Annotated in this window: 28 protein-coding genes; 14 read left to right on the top strand and 14 right to left on the bottom strand. The window is 70.3% G+C overall.

Annotated features, from left to right (window positions below):
• Positions 1-18 precede the first annotated feature (18 nt).
• Entirely contained in the window at positions 19-1056 is a 1038-nt protein-coding gene (locus BLQ73_RS22820) for a glucosyl-3-phosphoglycerate synthase (RefSeq protein WP_093173165.1), read from the top strand.
• Here BLQ73_RS22820 and BLQ73_RS22815 read toward each other — a convergent pair.
• Positions 1053-1355 (bottom strand): VOC family protein, encoded by a 303-nt coding sequence (locus BLQ73_RS22815; protein WP_093173163.1) that lies wholly within the window; start codon positions 1353-1355, stop codon positions 1053-1055. The genes BLQ73_RS22820 and BLQ73_RS22815 overlap by 4 nt on opposite strands.
• A gap of 84 nt (positions 1356-1439) precedes the next feature.
• On the opposite strand from BLQ73_RS22815, the gene BLQ73_RS22810 reads away from it, so the two are divergent.
• The 3 genes from BLQ73_RS22810 (at position 1440) to BLQ73_RS22800 (ending at position 3496) form a co-directional block, all read left to right on the top strand.
• The gene (locus BLQ73_RS22810) at positions 1440-2585 is read left to right on the top strand and encodes a methyltransferase (RefSeq protein ID WP_093173161.1); all 1146 of its coding nucleotides are present in this window, start codon (positions 1440-1442) and stop codon (positions 2583-2585) included.
• Between the two features lie 399 nt (positions 2586-2984).
• Positions 2985-3245: a type II toxin-antitoxin system Phd/YefM family antitoxin gene (locus tag BLQ73_RS22805; RefSeq protein WP_093173159.1), complete on the top strand. Its 261-nt coding sequence runs from the start codon at positions 2985-2987 to the stop codon at positions 3243-3245.
• A complete protein-coding gene (locus BLQ73_RS22800) occupies positions 3242-3496 on the top strand; it encodes a Txe/YoeB family addiction module toxin (RefSeq protein ID WP_093173157.1) in 255 nt (84 codons plus the stop codon). Before BLQ73_RS22805 ends, BLQ73_RS22800 begins: the two co-directional genes overlap by 4 nt.
• Before the next feature lie 10 nt (positions 3497-3506).
• Here the strand turns inward: BLQ73_RS22800 and BLQ73_RS22795 are convergent, their stop codons facing one another.
• Entirely contained in the window at positions 3507-3779 is a 273-nt protein-coding gene (locus BLQ73_RS22795) for a hypothetical protein (RefSeq protein WP_093173155.1), read from the bottom strand.
• Between the two features lie 460 nt (positions 3780-4239).
• Between BLQ73_RS22795 and BLQ73_RS22790 the strand changes: the two genes are divergently transcribed.
• Positions 4240-5793 (top strand): nitronate monooxygenase, encoded by a 1554-nt coding sequence (locus BLQ73_RS22790; RefSeq protein WP_245691300.1) that lies wholly within the window; start codon positions 4240-4242, stop codon positions 5791-5793.
• A 257-nt stretch (positions 5794-6050) separates the two neighbouring features.
• On the opposite strand, the gene BLQ73_RS22785 is transcribed toward BLQ73_RS22790, so the two are convergent.
• On the bottom strand, positions 6051-7289 hold the full coding sequence (locus BLQ73_RS22785) for a globin domain-containing protein (protein ID WP_093173153.1): 1239 nt from the start codon (positions 7287-7289) through the stop codon (positions 6051-6053).
• Positions 7290-7397: 108 nt separating this feature from the next.
• The gene (locus BLQ73_RS22780) at positions 7398-7832 is read right to left on the bottom strand and encodes an Rrf2 family transcriptional regulator (protein WP_093173151.1); all 435 of its coding nucleotides are present in this window, start codon (positions 7830-7832) and stop codon (positions 7398-7400) included.
• An 83-nt stretch (positions 7833-7915) separates the two neighbouring features.
• On the opposite strand from BLQ73_RS22780, the gene BLQ73_RS22775 reads away from it, so the two are divergent.
• The gene (locus BLQ73_RS22775; RefSeq protein WP_093173149.1) at positions 7916-8839 is read left to right on the top strand and encodes a serine/threonine-protein kinase; all 924 of its coding nucleotides are present in this window, start codon (positions 7916-7918) and stop codon (positions 8837-8839) included.
• 46 nt (positions 8840-8885) lie between these two features.
• Here the strand turns inward: BLQ73_RS22775 and BLQ73_RS22770 are convergent, their stop codons facing one another.
• The 5 genes from BLQ73_RS22770 to BLQ73_RS22750 form a co-directional block, all read right to left on the bottom strand.
• Positions 8886-10355: a serine/threonine-protein kinase gene (locus BLQ73_RS22770; protein ID WP_143020385.1), complete on the bottom strand. Its 1470-nt coding sequence runs from the start codon at positions 10353-10355 to the stop codon at positions 8886-8888.
• A gap of 152 nt (positions 10356-10507) precedes the next feature.
• Complete coding sequence (locus BLQ73_RS22765; RefSeq protein ID WP_176955609.1) at positions 10508-11050, bottom strand: GNAT family N-acetyltransferase; 543 nt, start codon at positions 11048-11050, stop codon at positions 10508-10510.
• Positions 11051-11084: 34 nt separating this feature from the next.
• Entirely contained in the window at positions 11085-11720 is a 636-nt protein-coding gene (locus BLQ73_RS22760) for an FMN reductase (RefSeq protein WP_093173145.1), read from the bottom strand.
• Between the two features lie 64 nt (positions 11721-11784).
• Positions 11785-12894, bottom strand: coding sequence for an LLM class flavin-dependent oxidoreductase (locus tag BLQ73_RS22755; protein ID WP_093173195.1), 1110 nt, complete (start codon positions 12892-12894; stop codon positions 11785-11787).
• Positions 12895-12977: 83 nt separating this feature from the next.
• A complete protein-coding gene (locus BLQ73_RS22750) occupies positions 12978-14240 on the bottom strand; it encodes an exonuclease domain-containing protein (RefSeq protein ID WP_093173143.1) in 1263 nt (420 codons plus the stop codon).
• Positions 14241-14481: 241 nt separating this feature from the next.
• Between BLQ73_RS22750 and BLQ73_RS22745 the strand changes: the two genes are divergently transcribed.
• On the top strand, positions 14482-15312 hold the full coding sequence (locus BLQ73_RS22745) for a universal stress protein (RefSeq protein WP_176955608.1): 831 nt from the start codon (positions 14482-14484) through the stop codon (positions 15310-15312).
• A gap of 162 nt (positions 15313-15474) precedes the next feature.
• On the opposite strand, the gene BLQ73_RS22740 is transcribed toward BLQ73_RS22745, so the two are convergent.
• The 5 genes from BLQ73_RS22740 to BLQ73_RS22720 all read right to left on the bottom strand — a co-directional run bounded on the left by BLQ73_RS22740 (position 15475) and on the right by BLQ73_RS22720 (position 19254).
• Positions 15475-15741: a DUF1876 domain-containing protein gene (locus BLQ73_RS22740; RefSeq protein ID WP_093173139.1), complete on the bottom strand. Its 267-nt coding sequence runs from the start codon at positions 15739-15741 to the stop codon at positions 15475-15477.
• Positions 15742-15914: 173 nt separating this feature from the next.
• Positions 15915-16646 (bottom strand): hypothetical protein, encoded by a 732-nt coding sequence (locus tag BLQ73_RS22735; protein WP_093173137.1) that lies wholly within the window; start codon positions 16644-16646, stop codon positions 15915-15917.
• Positions 16647-17030: 384 nt separating this feature from the next.
• Positions 17031-17783, bottom strand: a complete 753-nt coding sequence (locus BLQ73_RS22730; RefSeq protein ID WP_093173135.1) for a hypothetical protein — start codon at positions 17781-17783, stop codon at positions 17031-17033.
• 222 nt (positions 17784-18005) lie between these two features.
• Positions 18006-18605 carry a DUF4291 domain-containing protein gene (locus tag BLQ73_RS22725; protein ID WP_093173133.1) on the bottom strand — a complete coding sequence of 200 codons (600 nt, stop codon included), beginning with the start codon at positions 18603-18605 and terminating at the stop codon, positions 18006-18008.
• A gap of 67 nt (positions 18606-18672) precedes the next feature.
• Positions 18673-19254 carry a restriction endonuclease gene (locus BLQ73_RS22720; protein ID WP_143020383.1) on the bottom strand — a complete coding sequence of 194 codons (582 nt, stop codon included), beginning with the start codon at positions 19252-19254 and terminating at the stop codon, positions 18673-18675.
• A 480-nt stretch (positions 19255-19734) separates the two neighbouring features.
• On the opposite strand from BLQ73_RS22720, the gene BLQ73_RS22715 reads away from it, so the two are divergent.
• The 7 genes from BLQ73_RS22715 to BLQ73_RS22685 all read left to right on the top strand — a co-directional run bounded on the left by BLQ73_RS22715 (position 19735) and on the right by BLQ73_RS22685 (position 26239).
• On the top strand, positions 19735-20433 hold the full coding sequence (locus BLQ73_RS22715; protein WP_093173129.1) for an SDR family oxidoreductase: 699 nt from the start codon (positions 19735-19737) through the stop codon (positions 20431-20433).
• A 741-nt stretch (positions 20434-21174) separates the two neighbouring features.
• Entirely contained in the window at positions 21175-21438 is a 264-nt protein-coding gene (locus BLQ73_RS22710; RefSeq protein ID WP_093173127.1) for a phosphoribosyl-ATP diphosphatase, read from the top strand.
• 110 nt (positions 21439-21548) lie between these two features.
• On the top strand, positions 21549-22394 hold the full coding sequence (gene hisG / locus BLQ73_RS22705) for an ATP phosphoribosyltransferase (protein WP_093173125.1): 846 nt from the start codon (positions 21549-21551) through the stop codon (positions 22392-22394).
• 15 nt (positions 22395-22409) lie between these two features.
• Positions 22410-23150, top strand: a complete 741-nt coding sequence (locus tag BLQ73_RS22700) for an acVLRF1 family peptidyl-tRNA hydrolase (RefSeq protein WP_093173123.1) — start codon at positions 22410-22412, stop codon at positions 23148-23150.
• Between the two features lie 224 nt (positions 23151-23374).
• Positions 23375-24973 carry an ABC-F family ATP-binding cassette domain-containing protein gene (locus BLQ73_RS22695; protein WP_093173193.1) on the top strand — a complete coding sequence of 533 codons (1599 nt, stop codon included), beginning with the start codon at positions 23375-23377 and terminating at the stop codon, positions 24971-24973.
• A 114-nt stretch (positions 24974-25087) separates the two neighbouring features.
• A complete protein-coding gene (locus tag BLQ73_RS22690; protein ID WP_093173121.1) occupies positions 25088-25303 on the top strand; it encodes a helix-turn-helix domain-containing protein in 216 nt (71 codons plus the stop codon).
• 135 nt (positions 25304-25438) lie between these two features.
• Positions 25439-26239: an enoyl-CoA hydratase/isomerase family protein gene (locus BLQ73_RS22685; RefSeq protein ID WP_093173119.1), complete on the top strand. Its 801-nt coding sequence runs from the start codon at positions 25439-25441 to the stop codon at positions 26237-26239.
• Positions 26240-26256: the final 17 nt, after the last annotated feature.

Here is a 26256-nt window from a genome sequence, read left to right as displayed (position 1 = left end):
TGCACTGGGAGGTCATACGTGCTGCCTGAGGTCGAGGCGTGGCTGCGCAGCCGTACGACAACGTGGTCCGACTGGCCGCTCCCGGCGCTCATGGCGGCCAAGGGCGATACGACGATCAGCGTGGTGCTCCCGGCGCGAGACGAACGCGACACCGTCGGCGGCATCGTCGGCGCGATCCGCCGCGACCTCATGGACGCCGTCCCCCTCGTGGACGAACTCGTCGTGATCGACTCGCGCTCGACGGACGACACCGCCGCCCAGGCCGCCCGCGCCGGCGCCGCCGTACACGCCCAAGACGAGATCCTGCCCGGCCTCAAACCCCTCGACGGCAAGGGCGAGGCGCTCTGGAAGTCCCTCGCCGTCACCAGCGGCGACCTGCTGGTCTTCATCGACTCCGACCTGCGGCAGTTCACCACCGCCTTCGTCACCGGCCTGCTCGGCCCGCTCCTCGCCGACCCCGCCGTGGCCTACGTGAAAGGGTGCTACGAGCGGCCCTTCGAAGACCAGCCCGCCGGCGGCGGTCGCGTCACCGAACTCGTCGCCCGCCCCCTGCTCAACCTGCACTGGCCGCTGCTCGCCGGCTTCGCGCAGCCCCTCGCCGGGGAATACGCCGGGCGCCGCTCGGCCCTCGAACGCGTGCCCTTCGTCACCGGCTACGGCGTCGAACTCGGCCTGCTCATCGACCTGCTCGACCTCGCCGGGCTCGACGCCCTCGCCCAGGTCGACCTCGGCCGCCGCGTGCACTCCCACCAGTCGACCGAGGCCCTCGGCGGCATGGCCGCCCAGATCCTCCACACCGCATGGGCCCGCCTCGACCGGCAGCACAAGATCATTCCCCTGCACACCCCGTCGCCCCGGCTCTCGCAGTTCCGCCGCGGCGTTTCCGGCCCCACCGTCACCACCAGGGACGTCTCCGTGCCCGAACGGCCCCCCATGCTGACCGTCGAAGGCTACCCTCGCGGCTCGGGCGGCTCCGGCCTGGCGACCGGAGCCGCAACCGGAGCCGAAACCGGAGCCGAAACCGGAGCCGAAACCGGAGCCGACAGCCCGGCTTAGAGCGCCGGCGTCACCCGCAGCTCCACGCTGCGGCCGTCCGGATCGCGCACCACATGGACGCCCGCGGCGTAACCATGGCCGTCGCCCTCGCCGACGGTGAACCCCATCCGCACCGCGCCGGTCTCCCGGCCAGGCTCGGCGGGATACAACTCGAACACGCTTCCGTCGCTCAGCACCGCCGCGTAGTGCACCGGGCCGTCGCCGTGCCACTCGACATCCAGGTCGAGCCCGAGACCCTCATAGAAAGCGCGGCATTCGTCGAGTTGGGGGGTGTAGATCACTACAAGGTTCCATCGCACCTCCCTATTCTGGCGCTCTTGATCGCCGGTACGGCACCGCCCGGTTACCCCGGACGCCGCCGGACTCACTACCGTGAGTGCGCCATGAACCGTTTGACGATCCCCCAGGGCGAATTCGACCTCACCAGGTTCCCCGAGGACCCTCGCGACCAGTTCCGCGCCTGGAACGCCGCCGACGAATACCTCCTGCGGCACCTCCACGAGAACGTCGCCTCGGTCGACCTGACGGGCACCGTGGTGGTGCTGGGCGACCGCTGGGGAGCCCTCGCCACCGCCCTCGCCGCCCACCGCCCCGCGCAGATCACCGACTCCTACCTCACCCAGCAGGCCACCCTCGCCAACCTCGCGCGCAGCGGCGCCCCGGCCGGCGCCGTACGCCTCCTGTCCACCCGCGACACCCCGCCCGAGCGGATCGACGTGCTGCTCGTCCACGTGCCCAAGAGCCTCGCGCTCCTGGAGGACCAGCTCCACCGCCTGGCGCCCCGCCTGCACCCCGGAAGCACCGTCATCGGCACCGGCATGGTCACCGAGATCCACACCTCGACCCTGAACCTCTTCGACCAGATCATCGGCCCGACCCGCACCTCACTCGCCGTGAAGAAGGCCCGCCTCATCTTCGCCGTCCCCGCCGCCGACCGGCCCCGCGGCGCCGACCCGTGGCCCAAAAGCCACACCCTGCCCGACGGCGCCGGCCCCGCCTCCGGGCACACCGTCGTCAACCACGCCGGCGTCTTCAGCGCCGAACGCCTCGACATCGGCACGCGCTTCCTGCTGAACAACCTCCCGCCCATCCGCGGCCGGAAGCGCGTCGTCGACCTCGGCTGCGGCAACGGCGTCGTCGGCCTGGCCGCCGCGCTCGCCGGACCCGACGCTGAGATCCTCCTCGTCGACGAGTCCTACCAGGCTCTCGCCTCCGCCGAGGCGACCTTCCGCGCCAACGCCCAGACCCGGGCCGAATTCCACCTCGGCGACGGCCTGACCGGCATCCCCCCGGCCTCGGTCGACCTCATCCTCAACAACCCGCCCTTCCACAGCCACCGCGCCACCAGCGACGCCACCGCCTGGCGCATGTTCACCGCCTCCCGCACCGCCCTGCGCCCCGGCGGCGAACTCCGCGTCGTCGGCAACCGCCACCTCGGCTACCACGTCAAACTGCGCCGCCTCTTCGGCAACTGCGACGTCGTCGCCGCCAACCCCAAGTTCGTCATCCTCCGCGCCGTCAAAACCTGACGGCCCGCGTACGGCAGAGCCCTCGCGCCCTCAGGCCGGCAACGTGTAGTGGAGAACGGGGGTTGGCGGCGTGCGGCGGTCGGTGGACAGGTATGGGTCGAGCATCGGATCCCCTTCCTGCCGTCGACTGCCCAAATCGTTGAATCGCTGGAAGCAGCAGCCGCGTGTCTCACCTCGATCAAAGCCATCCGCCGCACCTCCGAGGCCGTGGAGGCGGCGCCGGCCGCCGCTTGCCTGACCAGCGGCCCGATCTCCGAGTTGAGCTCGGCGGTCTCGGCGTCCACAGCCTGGTGGCGGTGCGCCAGACGCCGCGGTGCCGCCGTGGTCGCGGCCGTTGGGTGTTTCCAAGCAGGAGCTAAGCGGTACAATATCTTGTACCATGCCCAGCGGAGGTCTCCGATGTCCATCAACGCAAGCGAAGCCCGGCGCAGATTGTTCCCCCTGATCGACGAGGTCAACGACGATGGAGCCGCCGTAGAGATCGTCGCCAAGAACAACCGCGCCTACCTCGTGCCCGCCGCAGAGTATGAAGCGCTGGAGGAGACCGCTCACCTGCTGCGCTCCCCGGCTAACATGCGCCGACTCATCGCCTCCTACCAGCACGCTCTGGAAGGCCGTCACGAGATCCGCGAACTCATCGACCCCAAGATGCAATCGTGAAGCTCTCCTTCACTCCGGAGGGCTGGGAGGACTACACCTCCTGGCTATCCACGGACCGGCAGGTCCTTAAACGGATCAACCGGCTCATCGAAGATGCCCTGCGCAACCCGTACGAAGGCATCGGCAAACCCGAACCGCTCAAACATGCCCTCCAAGGAGCCTGGTCGCGTCGCATCACCGAGGAACACCGCCTGGTCTACCTGCCACACGACAATGAGCTGATCATTCTTCAGGCCCGCTACCACTACTGAGCACCCGCTTTTAATCCGTAGGTCCAGGATTCGAATCCCTGGCGCCCCACCTATTCGACCGCACGCTGGTCCCGCTCTTTGGCCGGCACGCCCTCAAGCCTGCCGGGGTGCGCACCACCTGCCGGGTGATGGCCAGTTCGCGGCGCTCGATGTCCAGGTCCACCCATCGCAGCTCCTTCGCCTCGTTCAGCGAGGCTCGCAATGTCACGCGGATCCGCTCCAGCGTGGCCGCGGCGATCGGGGTGCCGTACCGGGTCCGCCGCCGGGAGATCATGGCGAACATCTTGACGCGCTACCGACGCGTCAGCCGATTCAACGGAACGGACCGAGATACGGGACCAGGAACAGACGGACATGGTCCTGATACGCCTTCACGGTCGCCGGCCGCAGCCGCTGCTCCAGATGGACAAGAACATGCTGACATGCCGCCCGCCACGCCGGCCACCGAGGCAAGCCACAGGGGCCCGCTCCTACTGACATAGACGTCAACGCTGGTGCCAGGGGGCATCGATCCTCCAACTGGTCGTCTCCGAACAGGTGGGCCGTGGCCCTTCGCCAATCCTGCAGGACGCGGCCCGCGTCCGGTCGCGTTCTTTCCCTCCCCGCCGTCAGAGCCTGCTGCTTTGGGACCTTTGGCCTCAAGGTTGAGGTCTACCGGTCCTGTGGCGTGTCTGTCCCGTTGCCGGAGGCTGTTCCGTGGCCCCTGGAATGCGGGGCGGTGCCGTACGGACAAGGAGCGAGAAGTGAACGACGTGTGTCCCGTGCCGGGGGAACGCGGCCCAGCCCGGATCGGCACCCGTACGGCAGAACGCCCCGGCGGACACCCGGCGGTCATCCAAGGCGGCATGGGGGTCGGCGTGTCCGGGTGGCGGCTCGCGCGCGCCGTCGCCCGCACCGGTCAGCTCGGCGTCGTATCAGGGGTGGCGCTCGACGTGATGCTGGCCCGCCGGCTCCAGCAGGGGGACCCCGACGGGCACCTCCGGCGCGCCCTTGCGAGCTTCCCGTTCCCCGACGTGGTCGAACGGATCCTGGCCCGCTACTACGTGGCGGGCGGCATCGGATCCGGCACGCCGTACAAACCGGTGCCCCGCCTCGGCCTGCGCCCCCACCCCGGACGCACCGAACTCACCGTCGCCGGCAACTACGCCGAGGTGTTCCTCGCCCGCGAAGGCCACGGCGGCCCGATCGGCGTCAACTACCTGGAGAAGATCCAGATGGCCACCCCCGCCGCGGCGTACGGCGCCATGCTCGCCGGCGTCGACTACGTGCTCATGGGGGCCGGCATCCCCTCCGAGATCCCCGCCCTGCTCGACGCCCTCGCCGAACACCGCCCGGCGCAGGTGACCGTCACCGTCGCCGGGGCGGACACCGGGACGCGCCACACCGTCGAGATCCACCCCCACACCCTGTACGGCACCGCCACGCCCGCCCCGCTCACACGCCCCCGGCTGCTCGCCATCGTGTCCTCCGACGTGCTCGCCACCTACCTCGCGCGAAGACCCGAAACCCGCCCCGACGGCTTCGTACTCGAAGGCCCCGTCGCCGGCGGGCACAGCGCCCCACCCCGCGGACGTCTCCGCCTCACCGCCGACGGCGAACCGGAGTACGGCCCCCGCGACCACATCGACCTCGCCAAAGTCGCCGCCCTCGGCCTGCCCTTCTGGCTCGCCGGAGGCTACGCCGGCCCGCGCGCCCTCGCCGACGCTCTCGCCGCCGGAGCCACCGGCATCCAAGTGGGCACCGCCTTCGCCCTCTGCCGCGAATCCGGCCTCGACGACAAACTCCGCCGCACCCTCCTCGACGCCGCCACCCACGGCACCCTCACCGTCCGCAACGACCCCCACGCCTCCCCGACCGGCTTCCCCTTCAAAGTCGCCGACATCCCCGGCACCATGGCCGACCCCGCCCTCCGCGCCGCCCGGCCCCGCCTGTGCGACCTCGGCCATCTGCGCACGCCGTACGTCAAACCCGGCGGCGCCGTCGGCTACCGCTGCCCGGCCGAACCCGTCGACACCTACACCCGCAAAGGCCGCCCCGCCGACGAGACCGTCGGCCGCACCTGCCTCTGCAACGGCCTCGTCGCCGCCATCGGCCTCGGCCAGCACCGCCCCGACGGCTACGCCGAACGGCCCCTCCTCACGCTCGGGCAGGACCTCGCGTTTCTCCGCGACCTGCCGGACGACCACACGGCCGCCGACGTCATCGCACACCTTTTAGGGGGACAGTCTGGGGTCTGTACGGACTTCGGACCTTCAGGTGGGTTGCAGGCTTTGGATCCACAAGATGGCCCCTCGTAGATGAAGGTCGGCGAGGTATTCCGCAGGCCTTGTCGAAGGGGAAAGCCGGATCGCGCCGGTTTTTGATCCTTGGTGGAGTCGGGAAGAGCGGGCCGGCGTGAGGCCAGCCCGCTCAAGTGTCTACAAGGGAAGGATCAGATACCAAGTGCCCAGGTCGGCCAGGAGGCCGGCGTCCAGGCGGAGCACTAGAACACGATCCCCGTTGTCAGTCACCACATCAGCGGACACCGGCGCTTTGAGGCCGGCCGAGCGGAATATCACCCGAGGTCGTCGGCGTCGCCCTGCCACAGGTCGGGGCCGAAGACCTCGTAGTGGATGTCGCGGGCGGCGACCCCGGCACGCAGGAGCCGGCCGCGCACGTCGCGCATGAACGGCACGGGCCCGCACAGGTAGGCCACGGCGCCGGAGGGGATGTCCACGTCGGCGAGGTCCATGCGGCCGAGCCGGGCGGTGCCGTACGGCTCGTGCTCGTGCTCGTGCTCGTACTCATGGTCGTGGTCGTGCTCGTACCAGACGGCCTGGTCGGCGTGGGGCAGGTCGGCGATGAGCCGGGCGACGTCGGTGCGGAGGGCGTGGTGGGCCGGGGCGCGGTCGGCGTGGAGGGCGAGGACGCGGCGGGGGGAGCGGGTGGCGGAGAGGTGTTCGAGCATGGCGGCGATGGGGGTGACGCCGATGCCGGCGGAGACGAGGACGAGGGGCGTGTCGGCGTCGTCGAGGACCATGTCGCCGAAGGGGGCGGACAGGGTGAGTTCATCGCCTTCGCGGACGGTGGTGTGCAGGAGGGTGGAGACCTCGCCGGCGGGGGTGTCCCCGCCTCGGACGCGCTTGACGGTGAGGCGTCGAGGCCCGTCGTGGACGCCGCCGGACAGGGAGTACTGCCGGAGCTGGTGGACGCCGTCGGGCAGGGCTACGCGGACGCTGACGTACTGTCCGGGGCGGCAGGGCGGGGCAGGCCGCCCGTCGGCGGGGGAGAGGAGGAAGGACGCGGTGTCGGGTGTCTCTTCGCGGCGTTCGACGACACGCCACGGCCTCCAGGTGGTGCCGTCCCGGGTGCCCGCCTCGGCGTAGATGCGTGCTTCGAGGGCGATGAGCGCGCCCGCCATCAGCCAGTAGACCTCGTCCCAGGCCGCGGCGACCTGGGGTGTGACGGCGTCGCCGAGGACGTCGGCGATGGCGCGGAAGAGGTATTTGTGGACGACGATGTAGTGGTCGGAGGTGACGCCGACGGCGGTGTGCTTGTGGGCGATGCGTCCGAGCATGCGGTCGGGGCGCTGCTCGGGGTGGTCGATGAGGGCGCCGGCGAAGGCGGCGATGGAGCCGGCGAGGGCCTGGCGTTGTTCGCCGTTCGCCTGGTTGCCGCGGTTGAACATCCCGTCGAGCAGGTGCGGCTGTTCGGCGAACATCGTGGCGTAGAACCGCGTGGTGATGGGATCGAGCGCCCCGCCGACGGCGGGCAGGGTGGCGCGCACGAGCTCGGCGGACTCGGGGGACAGCATGGGACCTCCTGGGCGCGATGAAGGGGGAGATTCCACAGAGACTTAAATTGGAATCTCAAATGAATATTAAGAAGCGGCCCAGTCGCCCCCTCGCCCGGGGGGTGGTGATCAGCGCGGGGTGAGGGAGAGCAGCACCGGCCCGGTGGGGGAGGCCACGAGGGACTCGACCGTGACGGGATCCAGCGACGCGAAGAACGCCTCACGCGCGGCACGCAGCGCCGCGCGCAGCCGGCAGGCCGCGCGCAGAGGGCACGGCGGCTCGTCGTCGCACCCCACGACCTCCCCGGCGCCCTCCAGCTCGCGGACGATGCCGCCGACCGACGCGCGGCGCCCCGTCTCGCTGAGGCGCAGGCCGCCGCCCCTGCCCCGCCGCGTCTCCACCAGGCCCAGCTCTCCCAGGCGCGCGACCGCTTTCGCGGCATGGGTGTACGGCACGGCGAGCGCCTCGGCGACCGACCGCGTCGTGGGCGATTCGGTGTGGTCCGCCACGGCCAGCCGCATCACGATGCGGAGCGAGATGTCGGTGAAGGCGGTGAGGCGCATGCCATTACGGTACGGCGTCGCCGCCAGTGATCCTGGCACTCCGGGGGGTGATGAGCGAAAGCGAAACCCTAGAGTGTCAATAAATGATCACAAGGCAGGAGGTGTCGCCCATGATGGTCGCCGGGCGTTACGAGCTGCGCCAGGCGCTGGCGCGCGGGGGGATCGGGGAGCTGTGGGAGGGGGTGGACGTACGGCTGCGCCGTCCCGTGGCGGTGAAGCGGATCCGTGGGGACCGCCTGACGGAGGACGCGGTGCGCCGGTTCAACCGGGAGGCGCGGGTGATGGCGTCGTTCCGCCACCCCGGCGTGGCCGCGGTGCACGACTTCGGGAGCGACGACTTCGGCCTGTTCCTGGTCATGGACCTGGTCGAGGGCTGGACGGTGACGGACGTCCTCGACGCGCACGACCAGGTGCCCGTGCCGTGGGCGGCGCTGATCGGGGCGCAGGTGTGCGCGGTGCTGTCGGCGGCGCACGAGCGGTCGCTGATCCACCGGGATCTCAAGCCGTCGAATCTGATGGTGTGCCGCGACGCGACCGTCGTGGTGCTCGACTTCGGCATGGCGACGGTGCTGGATTCCTCGGAGCAGTCGCTGATCACGGGGACGATGGACCGGCCGGGCACGGACGTCTATATGGCGCCCGAGCAGATCACGTGGGGACGGGTCGGCGCTGCGACGGATCTGTACGCGGTGGGCTGCGTGCTCTACGAGATGCTGACCGGGCGGAGGGTGTTCGAGGCCGCCGACCCCGCGCTGGAGGTGCGGGGGCATCTGGAGCGCGAGCCGGTCCGGCCCGCGGTGCTGGAGCCGTCGGTGCCGGCCGAGGTGGACGAGGTGGTGATGTCGCTGCTGGCCAAGGAGCCGGAGCGGCGCCCGCGGCGGGCGGAGGACGTGGTCCGTCGGCTCCTGCCGTACGCGCGGGCGCTGCCACCGCTGCCGGGGGTGGTGGACCGGGGGCTGCGGCCGGTCCACCTGTATGCGAGGGCCGTGGCGCGGATCAGCTGGTGACGGTCGGTTGGTGGACGTCGGTTGGTGATGGTCGGGTTGGTGATCGTCAGTTGGTGACGGCGAGCATGACGTCGGTGGCGTTGGGGCGCTCACCCGGGTTCTTGGCGAGGCAGGCGCCGACCGGGCCGCGCAGGGCCGGGGGGAGCACGGAGAGGTCCGGGTGGTGGCTGGTGATCATGCGGAAGATGTGGGGGTGGGAGTTGCCGCCGAAGGCGTGCCGCCCGGTGGCGGCGAAGAGCATGGTGGCACCCCAGCTGAAGATGTCGGAGGCGGGGGCGACGGTGTCGCCCGAGATCTGCTCCGGCGACATGTAGACGAGGGTGCCCTTGAGGTCGCCGGAGGTCATGGTGTGGCGGTCGAGCGACTTGGCGATGCCGAAGTCGATGACGCGGGGCCCGTCGGAGCCGATGAGCACGTTGGCGGGTTTGAAGTCGCGGTGCACGACGTGGGCGGCGTGGATGCCTTTGAGCGCGGCGATGGTGCCCACCGCGATGCGGGTGAGGCTGTCGCCGTCGCGCGGGCCCTGCTCGCGGACGAGCTTGTCGAGCGAGGGGCCGGGCACGTACTCGCTGACGATGTAGACGAGGTCGTCCGCCATGCCGGTGTCGATGACGCGGGCGGTGGAGAAGGAGCGCACCCGGCGGGCGAGTTCGGCCTCCTTGAGGAAGCTCTCGCGTTCGGCCAGACCGCCGATGGCCCTGCTGTTCAGCACCTTGACCGCGACGAGTCCCCCGTTCGGCGCCTGGGCGAGGTAGACGGTGCCCTGCCCGCCTTCGCCGAGCGTGCGGGTCGGGACGTAGGGGCCGATCCGGGCGGGCTGGAGGGAGTGCGGCGGACCGGCGTTGGGATAGGAGGGCTGGGAGTGGCGGGTGTCCGGCCAGGACGGCTGGGAGGGCTGGGAGGGCTGCGACGGACCTGTGGTGGGCCGCGGCGGGTGAGCGGGCGCCGGTCGGTACGGCTGGGCGTGGGAGGGCGGGGGCGCCGGAGAGGGGTGGGGCGGCGGCCGGTGCCCCGGTCCCTGCCACTGGCGCGTGGAGGGGGCGGTGGGCGCCCGGTGCGGCTGCTGCCGCGGCACGGTGCCCGGCGGGTAGCGCGCGGGCTGCGGAGCGGGCGGCAGGTGGGATGCGCGGTGGACGGGCACGGGCCGGAAGACCGACTTGCGCAGCACCATGGCGTGGACCGTGCCGCCGATCCAGCCGATCAGCAGGTGCGCGCTGATGGCGAGGGTGAAACGAGGGTCCTCGGGGGTCGCCGGGTCCTTGTCGTCGAAGGCGCTGGAGGCCACCAGGTAGAACATCAGCAGCACGAAGTATGCGGCCCCGGCGGACGCGATGACGGCGCTCCTCAGCCTGATCGCCGCGTGGACCATGAGGAACGGAGTGGCCATGCCGAGGCTGTACAGCGGCGCCAGCCCCCAGAACAGACTGGTGCGCGGGGTGCGCTGCGGCGGATGGCCAGGTCCGGGTCCGTGAACGGGGTGGTGGTGGTAATCGGCGGGACCATGGCGAGGGGGCACACAAGGCATGATACGGATGAACTTGACCTTGGGTGTGCGCCTCCGCCATGCTCCCCGAATCAGTCGGCGGTCACCGCCGGTGGACGGCCTCCTGCGCGATGTCCACTACCGGATGTCCCCTACCGGATGTCCCGTCCCCTACCGGATGTCCCTTACCAGACGTCGCCGTCGCGCCAGTCGCACATGAGGTCGCCGTCGAGGTCCAGCTCGACCGCTCCGGGCAGGACGTAGATGCCGCCTTCCTCCTCCTCGGTGCGGACCACGCCCCGCGGGGTGAGCGCCGAGGCCGGCCCGCGCCACTGCCGCCACCCCCGCGAGAGGTAGAACAGGGCCCCGACCTCGGAGGCGGAGAGCGCCCCCAGGTCGTAGGCGCTCGCCACGACGTCCTCGATCGCCGCCATCAGCGCCCCGCCGTACCCTCGCCGGCGCAGGTCCTCGCGGACCCCGACGCCCTCCACGTAGCCGGTCCGCAGCGCGCGGCCCCCGTGGACGAGCCGCCGCTGGACCACCGAGGCGTGCCCCACCAGCTCGCCGCCCTCGTGGACGAGGGCGTGGACGCCGCCGATGGTGTGCTCCCAGTCCTCGTCGCTGAAGTCGCCGTCGAAGACGCCGTGAAGCAGGGCCCGCGCCTCCGCGAGGTCGGCGGGCTTGAGCGCGGAGGTGTGCGCTGTTCGTACTTCGATCACGGGTTTCATCTTCGCACCGGCCCGCGCGGACACGCGATGGGATTTACGGCTTCAACGCCGCGAGCTGCTGTGCGAAGGGGATGACCGCCTCGACGGCGTCCGCCGGCGCGGCGGCCGAGGGCGTACGGCGGAGCACCAGGTCCGCCAGTTCCCCGGCGGCGCGGCCGATGCGCTCGGCGAGGCCGAGCCCGTCGGTGTGCTTGTCGCCGCCGCTGCCCCAGTCCTCGGACGCGGCGTAGACGCCGGTCGGGACGACGAGCGCACGCAGGTAGACGAACATCGGCCGCAGGGCGTGGTCGAGGGCGAGCGAGTGCCGTGCCGTACCGCCCGTGGCCGCGATGAGGACGGGCTTGCCGATCAGCGCGGTGTTGTCGACGACGTCGAAGAACGATTTGAACAGTCCGCTGTAGGACGCCGTGAAGATCGGCGTGACGGCGATGAGGGCGTCGGCCGAGGTGACCTTCTCGATGGCGGCGCGCAGGACGGCGCCGGGGAAGCCGGTCACCATGGTGTTGGCGATGTCGACCGCCAGGTCGCGCAGCTCGATCACGTGCACCTCGACGGGGCGCTCCCCGCCGAGCCGCTCGCGGGTGGCGTCCGCGAGCCGGTCGGCGAGGAGGCGCGTCGCGGAGGGCTTACTGAGTCCCGCCGCGACGGCCACGACGTTCAGGGGCTTCATTCGGTGACTCCTTGCTTGTCCGGGGGGCCGGCCCGGCGGGTCGGGGGCAGGGTCAGGGGCAGGGTCAGGGCAGGACAGGCGCAGGTACGGCGGACGCCTCGGCGTCGCGGCGCGCGAGCAGGGAGGCGTGTGTCGGCGCGTCGGGCACCGTGGCGGGCCGTCCGACCGCGAACTCCTTGCGCAGCACCGGCAGGACCTCCTCGCCGAGGATGTCCAGCTGCTCCAGCACGGTCTTCAGCGGGAGCCCCGCGTGGTCCATGAGGAAGAGCTGGCGCTGGTAGTGGCCGAAGGCGTCCCGGAACGTGAGCGTCTTGTCGATGATCTGCTGCGGGCTGCCGACGGTGAGCGGCGTCTCGGCCATGAACTCCTCAAGTGAGGGCCCGTGGCCGTACACCGGCGCGTTGTCGAAGTACGGGCGGAACTCGCGGATCGCGTCCTGGGAGTTCTTGCGCATGAAGATGTGCCCGCCGAGTCCGACGATGGCCTGCTCCGAGGTGCCGTGCCCGTAGTGGGCGTAGCGCTGACGGTACAAGGTGATCAGCCGGATGAAGTGCTCCTTCGGCCAGAAGATGTTGTTGGCGAAGAACCCGTCGCCGTAGTAGGCGGCCTGCTCGGCGATCTCCGGGCTGCGGATCGAGCCGTGCCACACGAACGGCGGGATGCCGTCGAGGGGGCGCGGGGTCGAGGTGAACGACTGCAGCGGCGTGCGGAACCGGCCCTCCCAGTTGACGACGTCCTTGCGCCAGAGTTCGCGCAGCAGGGCGTAGTTCTCGATGGCCAGGGGGATGCCCTGGCGGATGTCCTGGCCGAACCACGGGTAGACCGGTCCGGTGTTGCCGCGGCCCATCATCAGGTCGACGCGACCGTCGGCCAGGTGCTGGAGCATGGCGTAGTCCTCGGCGATCTTGACCGGGTCGTTGGTCGTGATCAGCGTGGTGGACGTCGAGAGGATGATCCGCTCGGTGCGCGCGGCGATGTAGCCGAGCATGGTGGTGGGGGAGGACGGCACGAACGGCGGGTTGTGGTGCTCCCCGGTGGCGAAGACGTCGAGGCCGATCTCCTCGGCCTTGAGCGCGACCGCGACCATGGCCTTGATGCGCTCGTTCTCGCTGGGGGTCCTGCTGGTGGTGGGATCCGGGGTGACGTCTCCCACGGTGAAGATCCCGAACTGCATCGTGCCCACCGTCCTCGGCAATGTGGTTGAAGTTTCAAGTACCTTAATGCGGGGAGGGCCGGAGTTATTCCGGCTGCCGCCGATCAGTGACGGGTGTCACGGAGGAGGCGGCTGAAACCGCCCGGAGTGACGATGGGAATGCCGTACTCGCGGGCTTTTTTGGCCTTTCCGGAGAGCGAGTCGGGATCGGCGGACACCACGAGCCGGACCCTCTTGGTCACCCCGGGGTGCGGGACGAACCCGGCCCCGCGTGCCCGCGCCTCCCAGGTGTCGCGCCCTCCCTCCATCTCGCCGGTGAAGGCCACGAGATCGCCCGGACGCAGGCGGAACCTCGGTACGGCGCGGCCCGGACGGTCGGCCGCCCGCCCGGCGACCTCGGCCATCACCGCCTCGACCGCCTCGACCGGAAGATCGAGCAGCGGGGCGAGAAGGAGAAGGTCGCGCCGTACGTCCGACGTGACCGCATCCCCCGCGAGGCCCTCATAGGCCAGCGCCGCCACATACTCACGGTGCAGAACCCACACATCGCTCCGCGACAACCCGAGCTCCGAAGCCACCCGCACCAGGGACTCGCCCTCCTCGACGGCGATGTGGAAGTCGAGCAGCACCCGGTCCAGCAGCGTGAGGTACGTGTCGCCCGCGTCCGGCGCCGCCGGCACCGGGGAGGCGACGTCCGGAATCCTCGCCGTGAAGTGCCCGCCGTGCCTGCCCTGTCCGCTCTGCCCGACCTGTCTGCCCGCGCCCCGCCGTACCCAGGGCCTGCCCCCGGCGGGAAGCTCGGGCCACACCGCCCGCGACGCGATCCCGAACAGGCGGTCCCAGCGCGACCCCGCAGAGGCCAGGTACCGCCTCAGCAGCCCCGCCGCGGCCTCGGCGTCGGCCGGCGCCTCGTGGTGCTTGTCGAGGCGGATACCCGCGACGGCGCAGCAGTCCGCCAACGTGCGGGGAGCGTGGGGCAGGAAACGGGGCGCCTCCCTCATCGTGCACACGCCGTGCTCGACGGCCAACGGCACGGTAACGCCCAGCCTCCCGAACTCCGCCGTCAGGAAGCCGAGGTCGAAGACGAGGTTGTGCGCGGCGGGGACACGGCCGCGCAGCAGGGCGGCGAGCTCGCCGGCGACGTCGCCGAACCGCGGGGCGTGGAGGACGTCCGCCGCGCTGATGCCGTGGATATGCCGGGCGCCCAGGTCGCGCTCCGGATTCACCAGCGTGCTCCACCGCCCCGTGACCTCCCCGGAGGGCGACACATGCACGACGGCGATCTCCACCACACGGTCGCGCCTGTGGGGCCAGAGCCCCGTCGTCTCAAGATCGAGTACGGCAAAGCCGGAGGGACCGCCCGCCACGGAGGAAACCTTCCATCGCCGAACAAGGAGCCGCTGCTTGCGACGATCTCAGCGAAGATCCGCGCGGGCGCGGGAAACGGTGTGAGTGTGACCCTCTTGTGATCACGCCGGAGGGCCGCGGCGCGGCGCCCGCTTGACCATGTGCGGGGGAAAGCGGTCACAGGGGGGCGTTGCCGTCCAGGTCCAGGCATGTGCACCGTGGAAGGGACCGTGGAAGGGACGGGGCCGAGAGGGGGCGGCGATGCGTGCAGACGACACCCATGCGCCGATCGTGACCGGCTATGACGGTTCGCGGGTGAGTGAGGCCGCGCTGATCTGGGCCGCGCGGGAGGCGCAGGCGCGGTACGCGCCGCTCGTGGTGTGCCACGGCTGGCAGTGGCCGTTCCCCACGCGGCCCGGAGACCCGTCCGCGATGGAGACGGTCAAGGCCCTCGCGGAGCACACACTGGGGAAGGGCATCGACGTGGCCAGGAGGCACGCGCCCGGCGTGACCGTGCGGGGGTGGCTGGAGCTGGGGTCGGCCTCCGCCGTACTGCTCGTCGAGGGGGCTGCCGCGAGCATGATCGTGCTGGGGGCGCGCGGCGTCGGCGGATTCGAGGGGCTGCGCCTGGGCGCCACGGCCGTCCAGGTGGTGGCGCACGCCTGGTGCCCGGTGGTCGTCGTCCCCGGGCCGTCGCGGATGAGCGGGCGGATCGTGGTCGGCGTCGACGACTCCCACGGGGAGACCGTCGCCATGGCCTTCGCCTTCGAGCAGGCCGCGCTCCACCGGGTGCCGCTCCACGCGGTGCGGGCCTGGGAGGAGGACGAGACGGCCCGTCGCGCGGCAGCCGCGCACTTCCACCGGCTCGTATCCGCCTGGAGTGAGAAGTTCCCCTACGTATCGGTCACCACGGCGTTCGTCGGCGGCTCACCCGCCGAGGTCCTGCTCGACGCGGCGCGTACGGCCGGCCTGGTCGTGCTCGGCAACCATCCCCGCCGCGAGGGGGCCGAGGCGACCATCGGCATGGTGACGCAGGCGGTGCTTCTCGGCGCGCCGTGCCCGGTCGCCGTCGTCAGGCCCCTGCCGCACTGACGGCGCACCCGCTGAGGGCGCACCTACAGACGGCCCATACTGACGGCCCGTACCGACGGCCCTCCCACTGACGGCGCGCCCATGGCCAGGGTGGGCCGGCCGCCGGGTCCGCAGGCCGCGGGCGCGGCGACGCCGACCCCGCGCTCTGCCGTATTCACGTGCTCAGCGGGCTCGTGCGGGGCCCGTGAGCTGGGCGATGTCCCCCGCGGCGTCGCCGATCAGCTTGTCGGCCAGATCGGCCAGCACGCGGCCCGCCGCCAGTTCGTCGCCGATCTCCGGGACGGGGCGGTCGCCGGGGTTGCGGCGGGCGAAGGCCGTGCTGGCATGCCTCTTGCCGCTCGGGGTGGTCAGCACTGCCTCGGCGACCGTCCGATAGTCCTCGTCGTCTTCCGAGATGGAGATTCGCACGGTCCACTCCTTGGTCTCCATGGCCTTCTCCTCCCTCGTGTCCCTTGTGCGCCGTCGGTGCTTCCCCTCCATTGTCACCCCTGCGTCGCCACACGTCAGCGCGTGTCGGAACATCGAAAGCGGGGGCCCGGAAGACCCGGGCCCCCGCCTGTCGCGATGGACCACGTGAAGGGCTAGCCCCTAACCGTGTGCCGTCAACGCCACACGTGCACGCGCGAGCTGCGGCTGGTCGAGTCGGCGTACTCCTTGTCGCCCTCGAAGACGGCGCGGTAGTCACCGCTCTTCTTGGCGCGGACCTTCGTCTTGAACGTGCCGTTCCAGCCGGTGTCCACGGACGTCACGTACTTCCACGCGCTGGTGCCCCGGGCGCGGAATTCGATCTCGACGTCCTCGTTCTCCAGGCCGTCCCAGCGGCCGTCCTCCAGCGCCCGCAGGCGCCCCGAGACCGTGATCTTGCTCTTCCGCTTCACGCTCGACGGGCTGGCGTAGAACCTGTCCAGCTTCGTCACCGCCTCGCTCTCTTCGATCTCCACGGAGAAGTTGACCGTGTCGGTCAACTTCTTGCCGTTCTTGTCGAAGGCGTCCGCGATGGCCTCCCAGCGGCCCTCGTAGTCGGAGTCGTCGAAGCGGGCCGTGTAGCGCCAGAGATCACCCTCGTGGACGACCTTCGCGGTCACCGCGTCCGCGGCGCGGTAGGTCCGGACGTCCGGGCGCAGCCGCAGCTCGACCTTGGTGGCCTCCGTGGTGCGGACCTCGATGGTCACCTCGGTCTCCCCGCCGTCCTTGACGACGACCGGGTTCGGCGACACGCTCGAGATCTTCACGTTCAGCGCACGCGCGGTCGACCCCGTGGCGGTACCGGTGCTGAGCAGCATTGACCCACCGACTGCCGCGGTCAGCGCGCCGATGGCGATTCGTTTGTACAAGAGGTTTCCTCTCCCCGTAGTGAGGAAAACGACCTGGGTTGGCCGTGTCCACCTACATCAGACCGGTTGACAAGGGGAAAAGTTGCGAAAAGTCTCAAAAATCTCACCGCAGCGCGTCTGTTAAGTGACGTTTAACTGTGAAAAGCGCAGGTCAAATGCGAGACTGCTTCGCGTTGCGTGCCATCGATGTGACGAAGACCACTTCCGGGCGGCGGCCCCGCCCTGAGGCGGGTCGTCACGCTCGGAGCCGCCGCGCTCGGAACGATCGGGGCCGATGCCGACCGCCTCGGCCGCGTCGGCGAAAGCGGGGGCCTGGACGAGCCAGACCCCCGCTTTTCACAAGGCGCGCCACCACGTCCGCCGCGGCGGACGTTCAGCCCGTCGTCAGCGCCAGGTGTTCACCCGCGAGCTGTGGCTGACGGAGTCGAAATAGTCGCGGCCACCGTTGAAGTAGGCGCGGTAGTAGCCGTCCCGCTTGCCGTGGACCTTGGCCTTGAACGAGCCGTGGCCCCCGCTCTTCACCGAGGTCACACGCTTCCAGCTCCGGGAGTCGCGGTCGCGGAAGTAGATCTCCACCTTCTCGCTGCCCAGCCCCTTCCACCGGCCGTGCTCCAGCTCCCGGAGGTTGCCCGAGAACGAGATCTGGCGGTACTTCCCGTAGCCCGACTTGTGCGCCCGGAACCCGTCCAGCTTCGTCCGGGACTTGCGGGACTTGCCGTCCTTGATCTTGACGTTCTTGACCTTGACGTAGAAGCCGGCCGTGTCGGTCACCTTCTTGCCGTGCCGGTCATAGGCGTCGGCCACGGCCACCCAGCGGCCGTCGTAGTCCGACCGGTCGAACCGGGCCTGGTAGCGCCAGCGGTCACCCTCGCGGATCAGCTTGGCGTGCACCGTCTTGACGCGCTGGGACCGGTTCTCCGGGCGGAGCTGAAGGGAGACCTTACTTCCCTTCGTGGCGCGGATATCGAAGTCCACGACGACGTTTCCGCCGCCCTTCCCGGATGCCGCGTACGGCGAGGCGTGAGAGATCTTCACGCCCAGGGGAGCCGAGGTCGAGGCGGTGGCCACGCCCGAGCTGAGCAGCAGTGATCCACCGACAGCAGCGGTCAGCGCGCCGATGGCGAGTCGTGAGTTCACGAGGATCCCTCTCTGTGCGAAGAAACGACCTGTTTGGTCGCATTCGCTGGAGTAAGACCTTTTCGGCGCGCAAAAAATTGCCAAGATCGCCATGAAATTCTGCATAAAACTGACGTTAAGCACTATTTAACTGTGGAATTCGCAGGTCAAGGCCGAGATCGCTCCGCTCCGTGACCGGCCCGATGTGGCCAAGGCCACGTCGGCCGACACGCCCCCCGGCGCTCACCCTGCGGACACGGTCGCGCCGATCCGCTCCGCCACGTCCACAGGCAGCGGGAACGGCCGCTCAGCGGGCAAGACCACTTCCGCCACCCCCGCCCGGACCTCTTCGCGCAGCCGTACGGCCATGGCCGTGACATCGTCGATCGACACGATCCACTCGCCCACATAGCGCTCGACCGCCTCCCCCGACAGCCCCACCTGCAGCGATCGGTACGGCAACGCCCGCAGATGCCGGTCGCGCTCCGGGTCCCACTGCACCCGCACCGGGCGGCTCCGCACACTCCGCGCCCAGGCCGCGCGGTCGGCGTGGAGAGCGTGGTCGTAGTGGCTCAGGGCCGCGTGCGCCAGCGCCCACAGGAATCCCTCACGGCGCAGCTCGACCGCGAGCACACGCTCCTGGCCCGGCTTCGCCGCCCACCCGGAGCGGTACATCATCCAGAGGAACGACGGCTTGATCCACGTCATGCGCTCGCGCTTGAACGGCGGCACGAACGTCTGCGCCTCCACGGCCCGGTCGGCGATCACGGGATCGTAGGCCTGGTAGACGGTGATTGTCTCGTCGGAATGCACGGCGCGGATCTGCCGGTTGGGTGTGGACATGCCGATCAGCTTTTCGGAACGGCCGCCGCGCCGGCAACCGAATATCTCTGGGGGCCGGCGCCGGAATTCAGCGGCTGCGGGGAAGGGGTATCGGCTCCCGCAACCACCGGGCCAGGAGTTCGCGTTCGATGAGGATGAGTCCCGCCCGGCGGGCTTCCTCAATGGCGGGCCGGGTCAAGCGGCCCGAGGTCACGAGAATTCCCGTATAACCGGTGAAAGTGAATCCCAGAGCGCCGAGGAAATTGCGCACCTCAGGTGAGCCGACCGCGCCCGCATAGCGTTTGCATTGAATGGCGAAACGCTCGCCGTGGGGGCCGACCGCGGTCAGGTCGACCCCGCCGTCGCCGGCGCGGCCGAGCTCGCGCACCTGGCGGAAGCCGTCGCGGCGCAGGAGCCCGGCGGTGAGCCGTTCGAACTGCGCGCCCGTCAGCCCGTCGACCCGCTCCAACGCCTGGTTCTCCAGCAGCCACCGGTGTTCCAGCGCCGAGGCCCGCCGTGCCCGCCACACCGCGAACGCCACCGCGATCCCCGCCGACACGACCACGAGGGCGGGCAGCCACGGCCAGTTGTCGCCCACGAAGGCCACGGCCGCCTGCAGCAGCCCCACCACCAGCAGAACGCCGATCGCCGCGGCGGCCCAGCCGCCCAACGAGCTTTTCTGTTTCCTCTTCCTGGACTTCGCGATCCTGGACTTCGCGATCCTGGATTTCGTGGTCCTGGATTTCGCTGGGCCTCGTCGTCTCTTCGCCGGCTTGCGGCTCGGCATGCGGCCGTTCTCCTATCGTCGGGAAAGCGTGAATCGATTTTACGACACCTTCCCCGCTCGAAACACAAACGTTATCCGAACCGGTATCTGTGCTCCCGGAATTCGGCTTGGAAAAACCCGGGAATGCGGCCACCTCATAATCACCCCGGCGCGGTGCCCCCCCTGGACCCCGTACGGCTGCCGCCCGGCAACCCCCCGGTCCCGCACGGCCCCCCGCCGACGCCCCCGGCACCCGCCGTACCCCGCCCCGGCCGTGACGACGAAACCCCCAGCCCTCCCCGAGCGCGACCAGCGCACAACGCGGACATCATCTGGCCGCGATGGGGTCTAGCGTGCGGTGTCCCCAGCGGAAGGAGACTCACTATGACCGTTCTCGTCACCGGCGCCACCGGCAATGTCGGACGCCACCTCGTCGCGCAGCTGCTCGACGCCGGGCACCGGGTCCGGGCCCTGACACGCGACCCTTCGAAGGCGGCGCTCCCGCCCGGCGCCGAGGTGGTCGGCGGGAACCTGACGGACGCCCCCGGGCTGGCGCGCGCCTTCGACGGGGTCACCGCGGCCCACCTGATCAACTTCAACGGCGAGGACTACTCCCTCCTCGCCAACGGCCCCGAGATCACCGACCTGGCGCGCGAGGCCGGGGTACGCCGCGTGACCGTGCTCAAGGGATCCCCCGACAAGAGCCCGCTCGAACAGGCCGTCGAGGCGAGCGGCCTGGCGTGGACCCATCTCGGCCCGGTGGAGTTCATGTGCAACGCCCTCGAATGGACCGCCTCGGTGCGGGACGAGGGGGTCGTCCGCGAGGCGTTCCCGGAGGCGAGGAGCGCGATGGTGCACGAGGCGGACATCGCCGCCGTGGCCGCCGCGCCGCCCGCACCTTCCTCCAGTGGGTGCGCGAGCACGCGTCCGCCTTCGGAGCCTGACCCCGCCGATCCGGCCGACCGAGTCCCTCTCGGTGATCTATGGTGTCGGCCGCCGCCGCGCTTGCCGAGAGGGGCCCGGACGGCCTCACCGCGCACGGCGCCGCCGACTACACCCAGGAGCGACTGCGCCCAGGAGTAGGTCTTCGAGCACGGCCTCGCCGATATCCTGGCCCGCTTCACCGCCGCGCGGTGAGACGGCCCGCCGCCCGTCCCCGCCGTCGGTCACGGAGCGTCCGCGCTCCCACGCCGCTCCCACGCCGCTCCCAAGGTGCTCCTACGCCGCTCCCGCGACGCGCTGGGCGGCGCCTATCTGCGGGAAAGAAGGGAATTCCCGGCCCCGGCTGCGGGGGCCCGGGGCCAGTCTTCCCGCGGGCCCGTTGCGAAATTCCCGAGATATATGCATTTGGCGGTGGATTTGAAGCGGTGAACGATCCCGGCGGTGCAGCATCCCCGTGCCCGTAGGGGATCCGGGAAAGTCCGAGCTCTCCCGGGGAGGGAGGTCCGAGGTGTCGGGGATTTTCTCCCGAGGGGCCACGCCGGAAAATTGTCGCCGCACGACATTTCCTTATAAAGCCTGAAAGAACCCTGAAAAAGGCTCACCCCTCACCGGCTGCCTCCAGGCCCGCGCCTCCAGGCCCGCGCCACCGGGTCCCGGACGCACGGCCCGGACGCACGGCCCGGACCTACGTCGGCCGGTGAGGCGGAGCCGTACCGCGATGCCGTACCGCAGAGCCGTACCACAGAGCCGTACAGCGATGCCGACAAAGCGGGATCCGAGCCCCGCGACACGTGCGATCTCGCCACGCGGACGCTCCATTCGTGGCGCGGCCGGGGGACACTAAGCTGTAACGGCGTATCCACCGATCCCGAGATTGAGGCCATGAAGACCTTCGAAGAGCTGTTCGCCAAGCTGTCCGAGAAGGCGCGTGTCCGGCCCGCCGGCTCAGGCACCGTCGCCGCGCTGGACGCCGGCGTCCATGCGATCGGGAAGAAGGTCGTCGAGGAGGCCGCCGAGAGCTGGATGGCGGCCGAGCACGAGTCGCGCGAGCGCGCCGCCGAGGAGATCTCGCAGCTGCTCTACCACGTGCAGGTGCTCATGCTGGCCCGCGGCATCGGTCTCGACGAGGTCTACAAGCATCTTTAGGTCCTGTCCCGCAGGTCGTGCCGCAGGGCATGCGATCTCGCGGGGTAGGGCCTGGGCCTCTCCCGCCGTTCACGACCTCGCCGTTCCGACGACCAGACCTAGGACTTCCGATGCTGCGTCTCGCCGTTCCCAATAAGGGCGCTCTCAACGATGCCGCCCAGACCATCCTCAAGGAGGCCGGCTACCGGCCGCGCTCCGACTCCAAGGAACTCGTCGTCGTCGACGAGGCCAACTCCTGCGAGCTGTTCTTCCTGCGCCCCCGCGACATCGCCGTCTACGTGGGGGAGGGCACGCTCGACGCCGGGATCACCGGGCGTGACATGCTCGCCGACTCCGGCGCCTCCGTCGAGGAGATCCTGACGCTCGGCTTCGGCGCCTCGACGTTCCGCCTGGCCGCGAAGCCGGGGACGATGGACAGCGTCAAAGACCTCGAAGGGCTGCGCGTCGCCACCTCCTACGCGGGCCTGCTCAGCCGCTACCTCGCCGACACCAAGGTCGACGCCCGCGTGATCAAGCTGGACGGCGCCGTCGAGACCGCGATCAGGCTCGGTGTGGCCGACGCCATCGCCGACGTGGTCCAGACCGGCACGACGCTGCGCAACGTCGGCCTGGAGGTCTTCGGCGAGCCGATCATGAAGTCCGAGGCCGTGCTCATCAAGCGGGAGGGCGCCGAGGAGGGCAACGGGCTCACGCAGCTCATCCGCCGTCTGCAGGGCGTCCTGCACGCCCGTGACTTCGTGATGATGGACTACGACATCCGCGCCGAGCGCATCGAGGAGGCCATCGCCCTCACCCCCGGCATGGAGGGGCCGACCGTGTCGCCCCTGCACCGCGAGGGGTGGGTGGCGGTCCGTTCGATGGTGCGCCGCAAGGGCCACCAGCAGGTCATGGACCAGCTCTGGGACATCGGCGCCAGAGCCATCCTGGTGACCGACATCTACGCCTGCCGCATCTGAGCGGCGGGGCCGCCCGTGACGTCTCGACCTGCGGCCGGAGGCGGCCGGTGGGTCTCCGTGGCCCCCGAGCGCCTCGCCGGATGGCTGCGCGGTTTCGCCGAGCGCCACGGGCCGCCCGCGGTCTCGGCCGGCTCCGCGACGGTGGTGCTGCGCGGCGCCGACGGCGAGTTGGCCGAGTGCCATGTGCCCTTCCCGCCCCTCGCCGTCGGCCGCGACGGCGAGGGTCTCGAATCAGACACGATCATCCCAGGTGGGGGCGGTTTCGATCCGCTCCTGGAGCCGCATACGGCCGCGCTCGTGGAGCACGCGCTGCGTCCGCGCCGGGTGGGGGTGGTGCTGGTGCGTCTCGGCGGCCACGCCGTCGGGGTGTTCGAGGGCGCCGAGCTCGTGGTGTCGAAGGTCGGGGCGCGGCTCGTGCAGGGCCGTACGGCGGCGGGAGGCTGGTCGCAGCGGCGCTTCGCGCGGCGCAGGGCCAATCAGGCGGCGCAGGCCCGCGAGTCGGCCGCCGACACGGTCGCCAGGGTGCTCGTGCCGCATCTCGACGGCCTCGCCGGTGTGGTGCTGGGCGGCGACCGGCGGTCGGTGGAGGTCCTGCGGGGCGACCGGAGGCTGTCGGGGGTGTTCGCTCGGGAGGTGGGGGACTTCCTCCCGGTCCCCGATCCGCGCCTGCAGGTGCTCGCCGACACGCCCCGGCTGTTCCGGGCGGTGAAGGTGAGGCTCACCGCTCCGGGGGAGAACGGAGCGGACCCCCTGTGAGCATGGCCATAGACTGAGCGCCATGCGCGCTTCCGATTGACCGAGCCGGCCGTCTTCGAGCCGTTCCCCTCATGCGTCGAGCGGTGCCGGGCGGTCGCACGGCGGGCCGGGTGTGATCCACGTCGATCCACGCCTCCCCGCTGTTTTCGCGGGTTCCCGGCCTCGCCGATACGACAATGCTCACCGACCCCGTCGACCTCCGGCCTGGGAGTGTTTCCTCCGCCATGATCATTTCTTCCGACATCGAGCTGCGAGCCGGCTCGCGCCTGCTCATCGAGGGTGCCACCTTCCGCGTCAACGCGGGCGACAAGATCGGCCTGGTCGGCCGCAACGGTGCCGGCAAGACCACGCTGTGCCGTGTCCTCGCCGGTGAGGGCATCCCCGCCGCGGGGTCGGTGAGCGTGACCGGGGCCGTCGGCTACCTCCCTCAGGACCCTCGCACCGGCGACCTGTCGGTGCTCGCGCGCGACCGCATCCTGTCGGCGCGGGGCCTCGACGAGGTGCTGCGCGAGCTGCGCGCCGCCGAGCAGGGCATGGCCCAGACCGACGAGCGGGCGCGTGACAAGGCGGTGCGGGCCTACGGGCGGCTCGAGGACCGCCTGCACGTGCTCGGGGGCTACGCGGCCGAGGCCGAGGCGGCGTCGATCGCGTCCAGTCTGGGTCTGCCCGATCGAGTTCTGGGTCAACCCCTCAGCACCCTGTCCGGTGGCCAGCGCAGACGTGTTGAATTGGCGCGAATCCTCTTCAGCGACGCCGAAACTCTGCTGCTCGACGAGCCGACAAACCACCTCGATGCCGACTCAATCGGCTGGCTTCGTGATTTTTTGCGATCTCATCAGGGCGGTTTGGTGATCATCAGCCATGACGTCACGCTTCTTGAAGCGACGGTCAACCGCGTGCTCCACCTGGACGCCAATCGTTGTGTGATCGATACCTACAACGTCGGCTGGAAGGCCTACCTCACCCAGCGGGAGACCGACGAGCGGCGCAGGAAGCGCGAGCGGGCCAACGCCGAGCGCCAGGCGGGCGCCCTGCTGTCGCAGGCCGACCGGATGCGGGCCAAGGCCACCAAGGCCAAGGCCGCCCAGGACATGGAGCGCCGCGCGCGGCGCCTGCTCGCCGGGGTGTCGGAGGAGCGCCGCTCCGACAAAGTGGCCAAGCTCCGCTTCCCCGAGCCCGCGCCCTGCGGGCGCACCCCGTTGACGGCGACCGGGCTGTCCAAGTCCTACGGCTCGCTGGAGGTCTTCACCGATGTCGACGCGGCCGTGGACCGGGGTTCCCGCGTCGTCATCCTCGGCCTCAACGGCGCGGGCAAGACCACGCTGCTGCGCCTGCTCGGCGGCCTGGAGAAGCCCGACACGGGCGAGGTCAGGCCCGGCCACGGCCTGAAACTCGGCTACTACGCCCAGGAGCACGAGACGCTCGACGCCGAGCGCACGGTGCTGGAGAACATGCGCACGGCGGGGCCCGACGTGGCCGACGTCGATCTCCGCAAGGTCCTCGGGTCGTTCCTGTTCACCGGCGACGACGTCGACAAGCCCGCCGGGGTGCTCTCCGGCGGCGAGAAGACGCGTCTCGCCTTGGCCACGTTGGTGCTTTCGAGCGCCAATGTCCTCCTGCTCGACGAGCCGACCAACAACCTTGATCCGGCGAGTCGGGAACAAGTGCTTTCTGCACTTAGGTCCTATTCTGGGGCAATCGTGCTTGTCACGCATGATGAGGGTGCAGTAGCAGCCCTACGACCGGATAGGGTGATCTTGCTACCGGACGGAGTTGAAGACGCTTGGAGCGATGAATTTTCCGATCTTGTGGCACTCGCCTGATCTTAATTTGAGCGGGTACGGATCTTTTCCCGTGGAGTAGGTAGCCGATCCCGCTGAAATGACTGATCATGGCGTGAGTAACGCTGCGGAAGTCTGGCACTACAGGAGGTACTCGTGGCCGAGACTCTGAAGAAGGGCACCCGGGTGACCGGGGCCGACCGTGAAAAACTGGCCGCCGATCTCAAGAAGCGCTATGCCGCGGGTGAAAGCATCCGCGCATTGGCCGCCTCTACCGGTCGGTCATATGGGTTTATCCACCGCATCCTCAGCGAGTCCGGTGTGACTCTGCGTGGGCGCGGCGGGGCCACCCGAGGCAAGTCCAAGCGCTGAGACCGCCTCGGAAACGTGCGACCGCAGCCGCTCGTCTCCCGTCATACGGAGCTGTCGCACCCGAGTTGTTAGAACCTCGTTCTAGAGGAGCGCTAGGCTCGGGTGCGACGGTCGCCGAGGACGCGGGAGGGAGCGATGGCGGACGTAGCGCTTGGGGGGAGCGCGGAGCTCGCTGACAGCGGGCTGCGCTACGAGGTGGACGGCGAAATCGCGACGATCACACTGAACCGGCCGGAGAAGCGGAACGCGCAGACGTTCGCGACCTGGCTGGGTCTGGCCCGGATCGGACACAACTTGCCAGAGCAGGTGCGTGTCGTCGTGGTGAATGGCGAGGGGCCGTCCTTCTCGGCAGGCATCGACCTGCGGATGTTCACAGCAGACGGGATACCCGGGCAGCGGCCGATCGCGGAGGTCGCGGCGATGTCCCGTCGGTCTTTCTCCGAATGGCTTGCTCCGGCTCAGGAGGGATTCCTCTGGCTGCGCCGACCCGGCATCGTGTCGGTCGCGGCCGTCCAGGGGCATGCCGTCGGCGCGGGGTTCCAACTCGCCCTGGCGTGTGACCTGCGCGTCCTTGCCGCGGACGCGAGGTTCTCCATGCGGGAGGCCTCACACGGACTGGTTCCGGATCTCACGGGCACCAAGCCCCTGGTCGATCTCGTCGGCCTGCCCAGAGCCATCGAGCTCTGCCTGACGGGCAGGTCCGTCGGCGCCGACGAGGCGCTGCGCCTCGGTCTCGCCGAACTCGTCGTCGAGCCCGCGGACCTGGAGTCGGCCGTCGCCGACCTGACCGCCGCCCTGCTGGCCGTCGACAGGGACGTGGCGACGGCGACCAAGCGGTTGCTGACCGCCGCGCGCACCAACACCCTGGAGGAGCAGGCGGCGGCCGAACGGCACGAGCAGTGGGACCGCATCCAGGCGCTGTTCGCCAGGGGCTGAGCGGGCGGACACCGCGC

Source organism: Sinosporangium album (genome assembly GCF_900100605.1).
In the GTDB taxonomy this organism is placed as follows: domain Bacteria; phylum Actinomycetota; class Actinomycetes; order Streptosporangiales; family Streptosporangiaceae; genus Sinosporangium; species Sinosporangium album.
The sequence above is the reverse complement of the archived record's forward strand: the minus strand, read 5'-3'. Positions and strand labels throughout refer to the sequence as shown.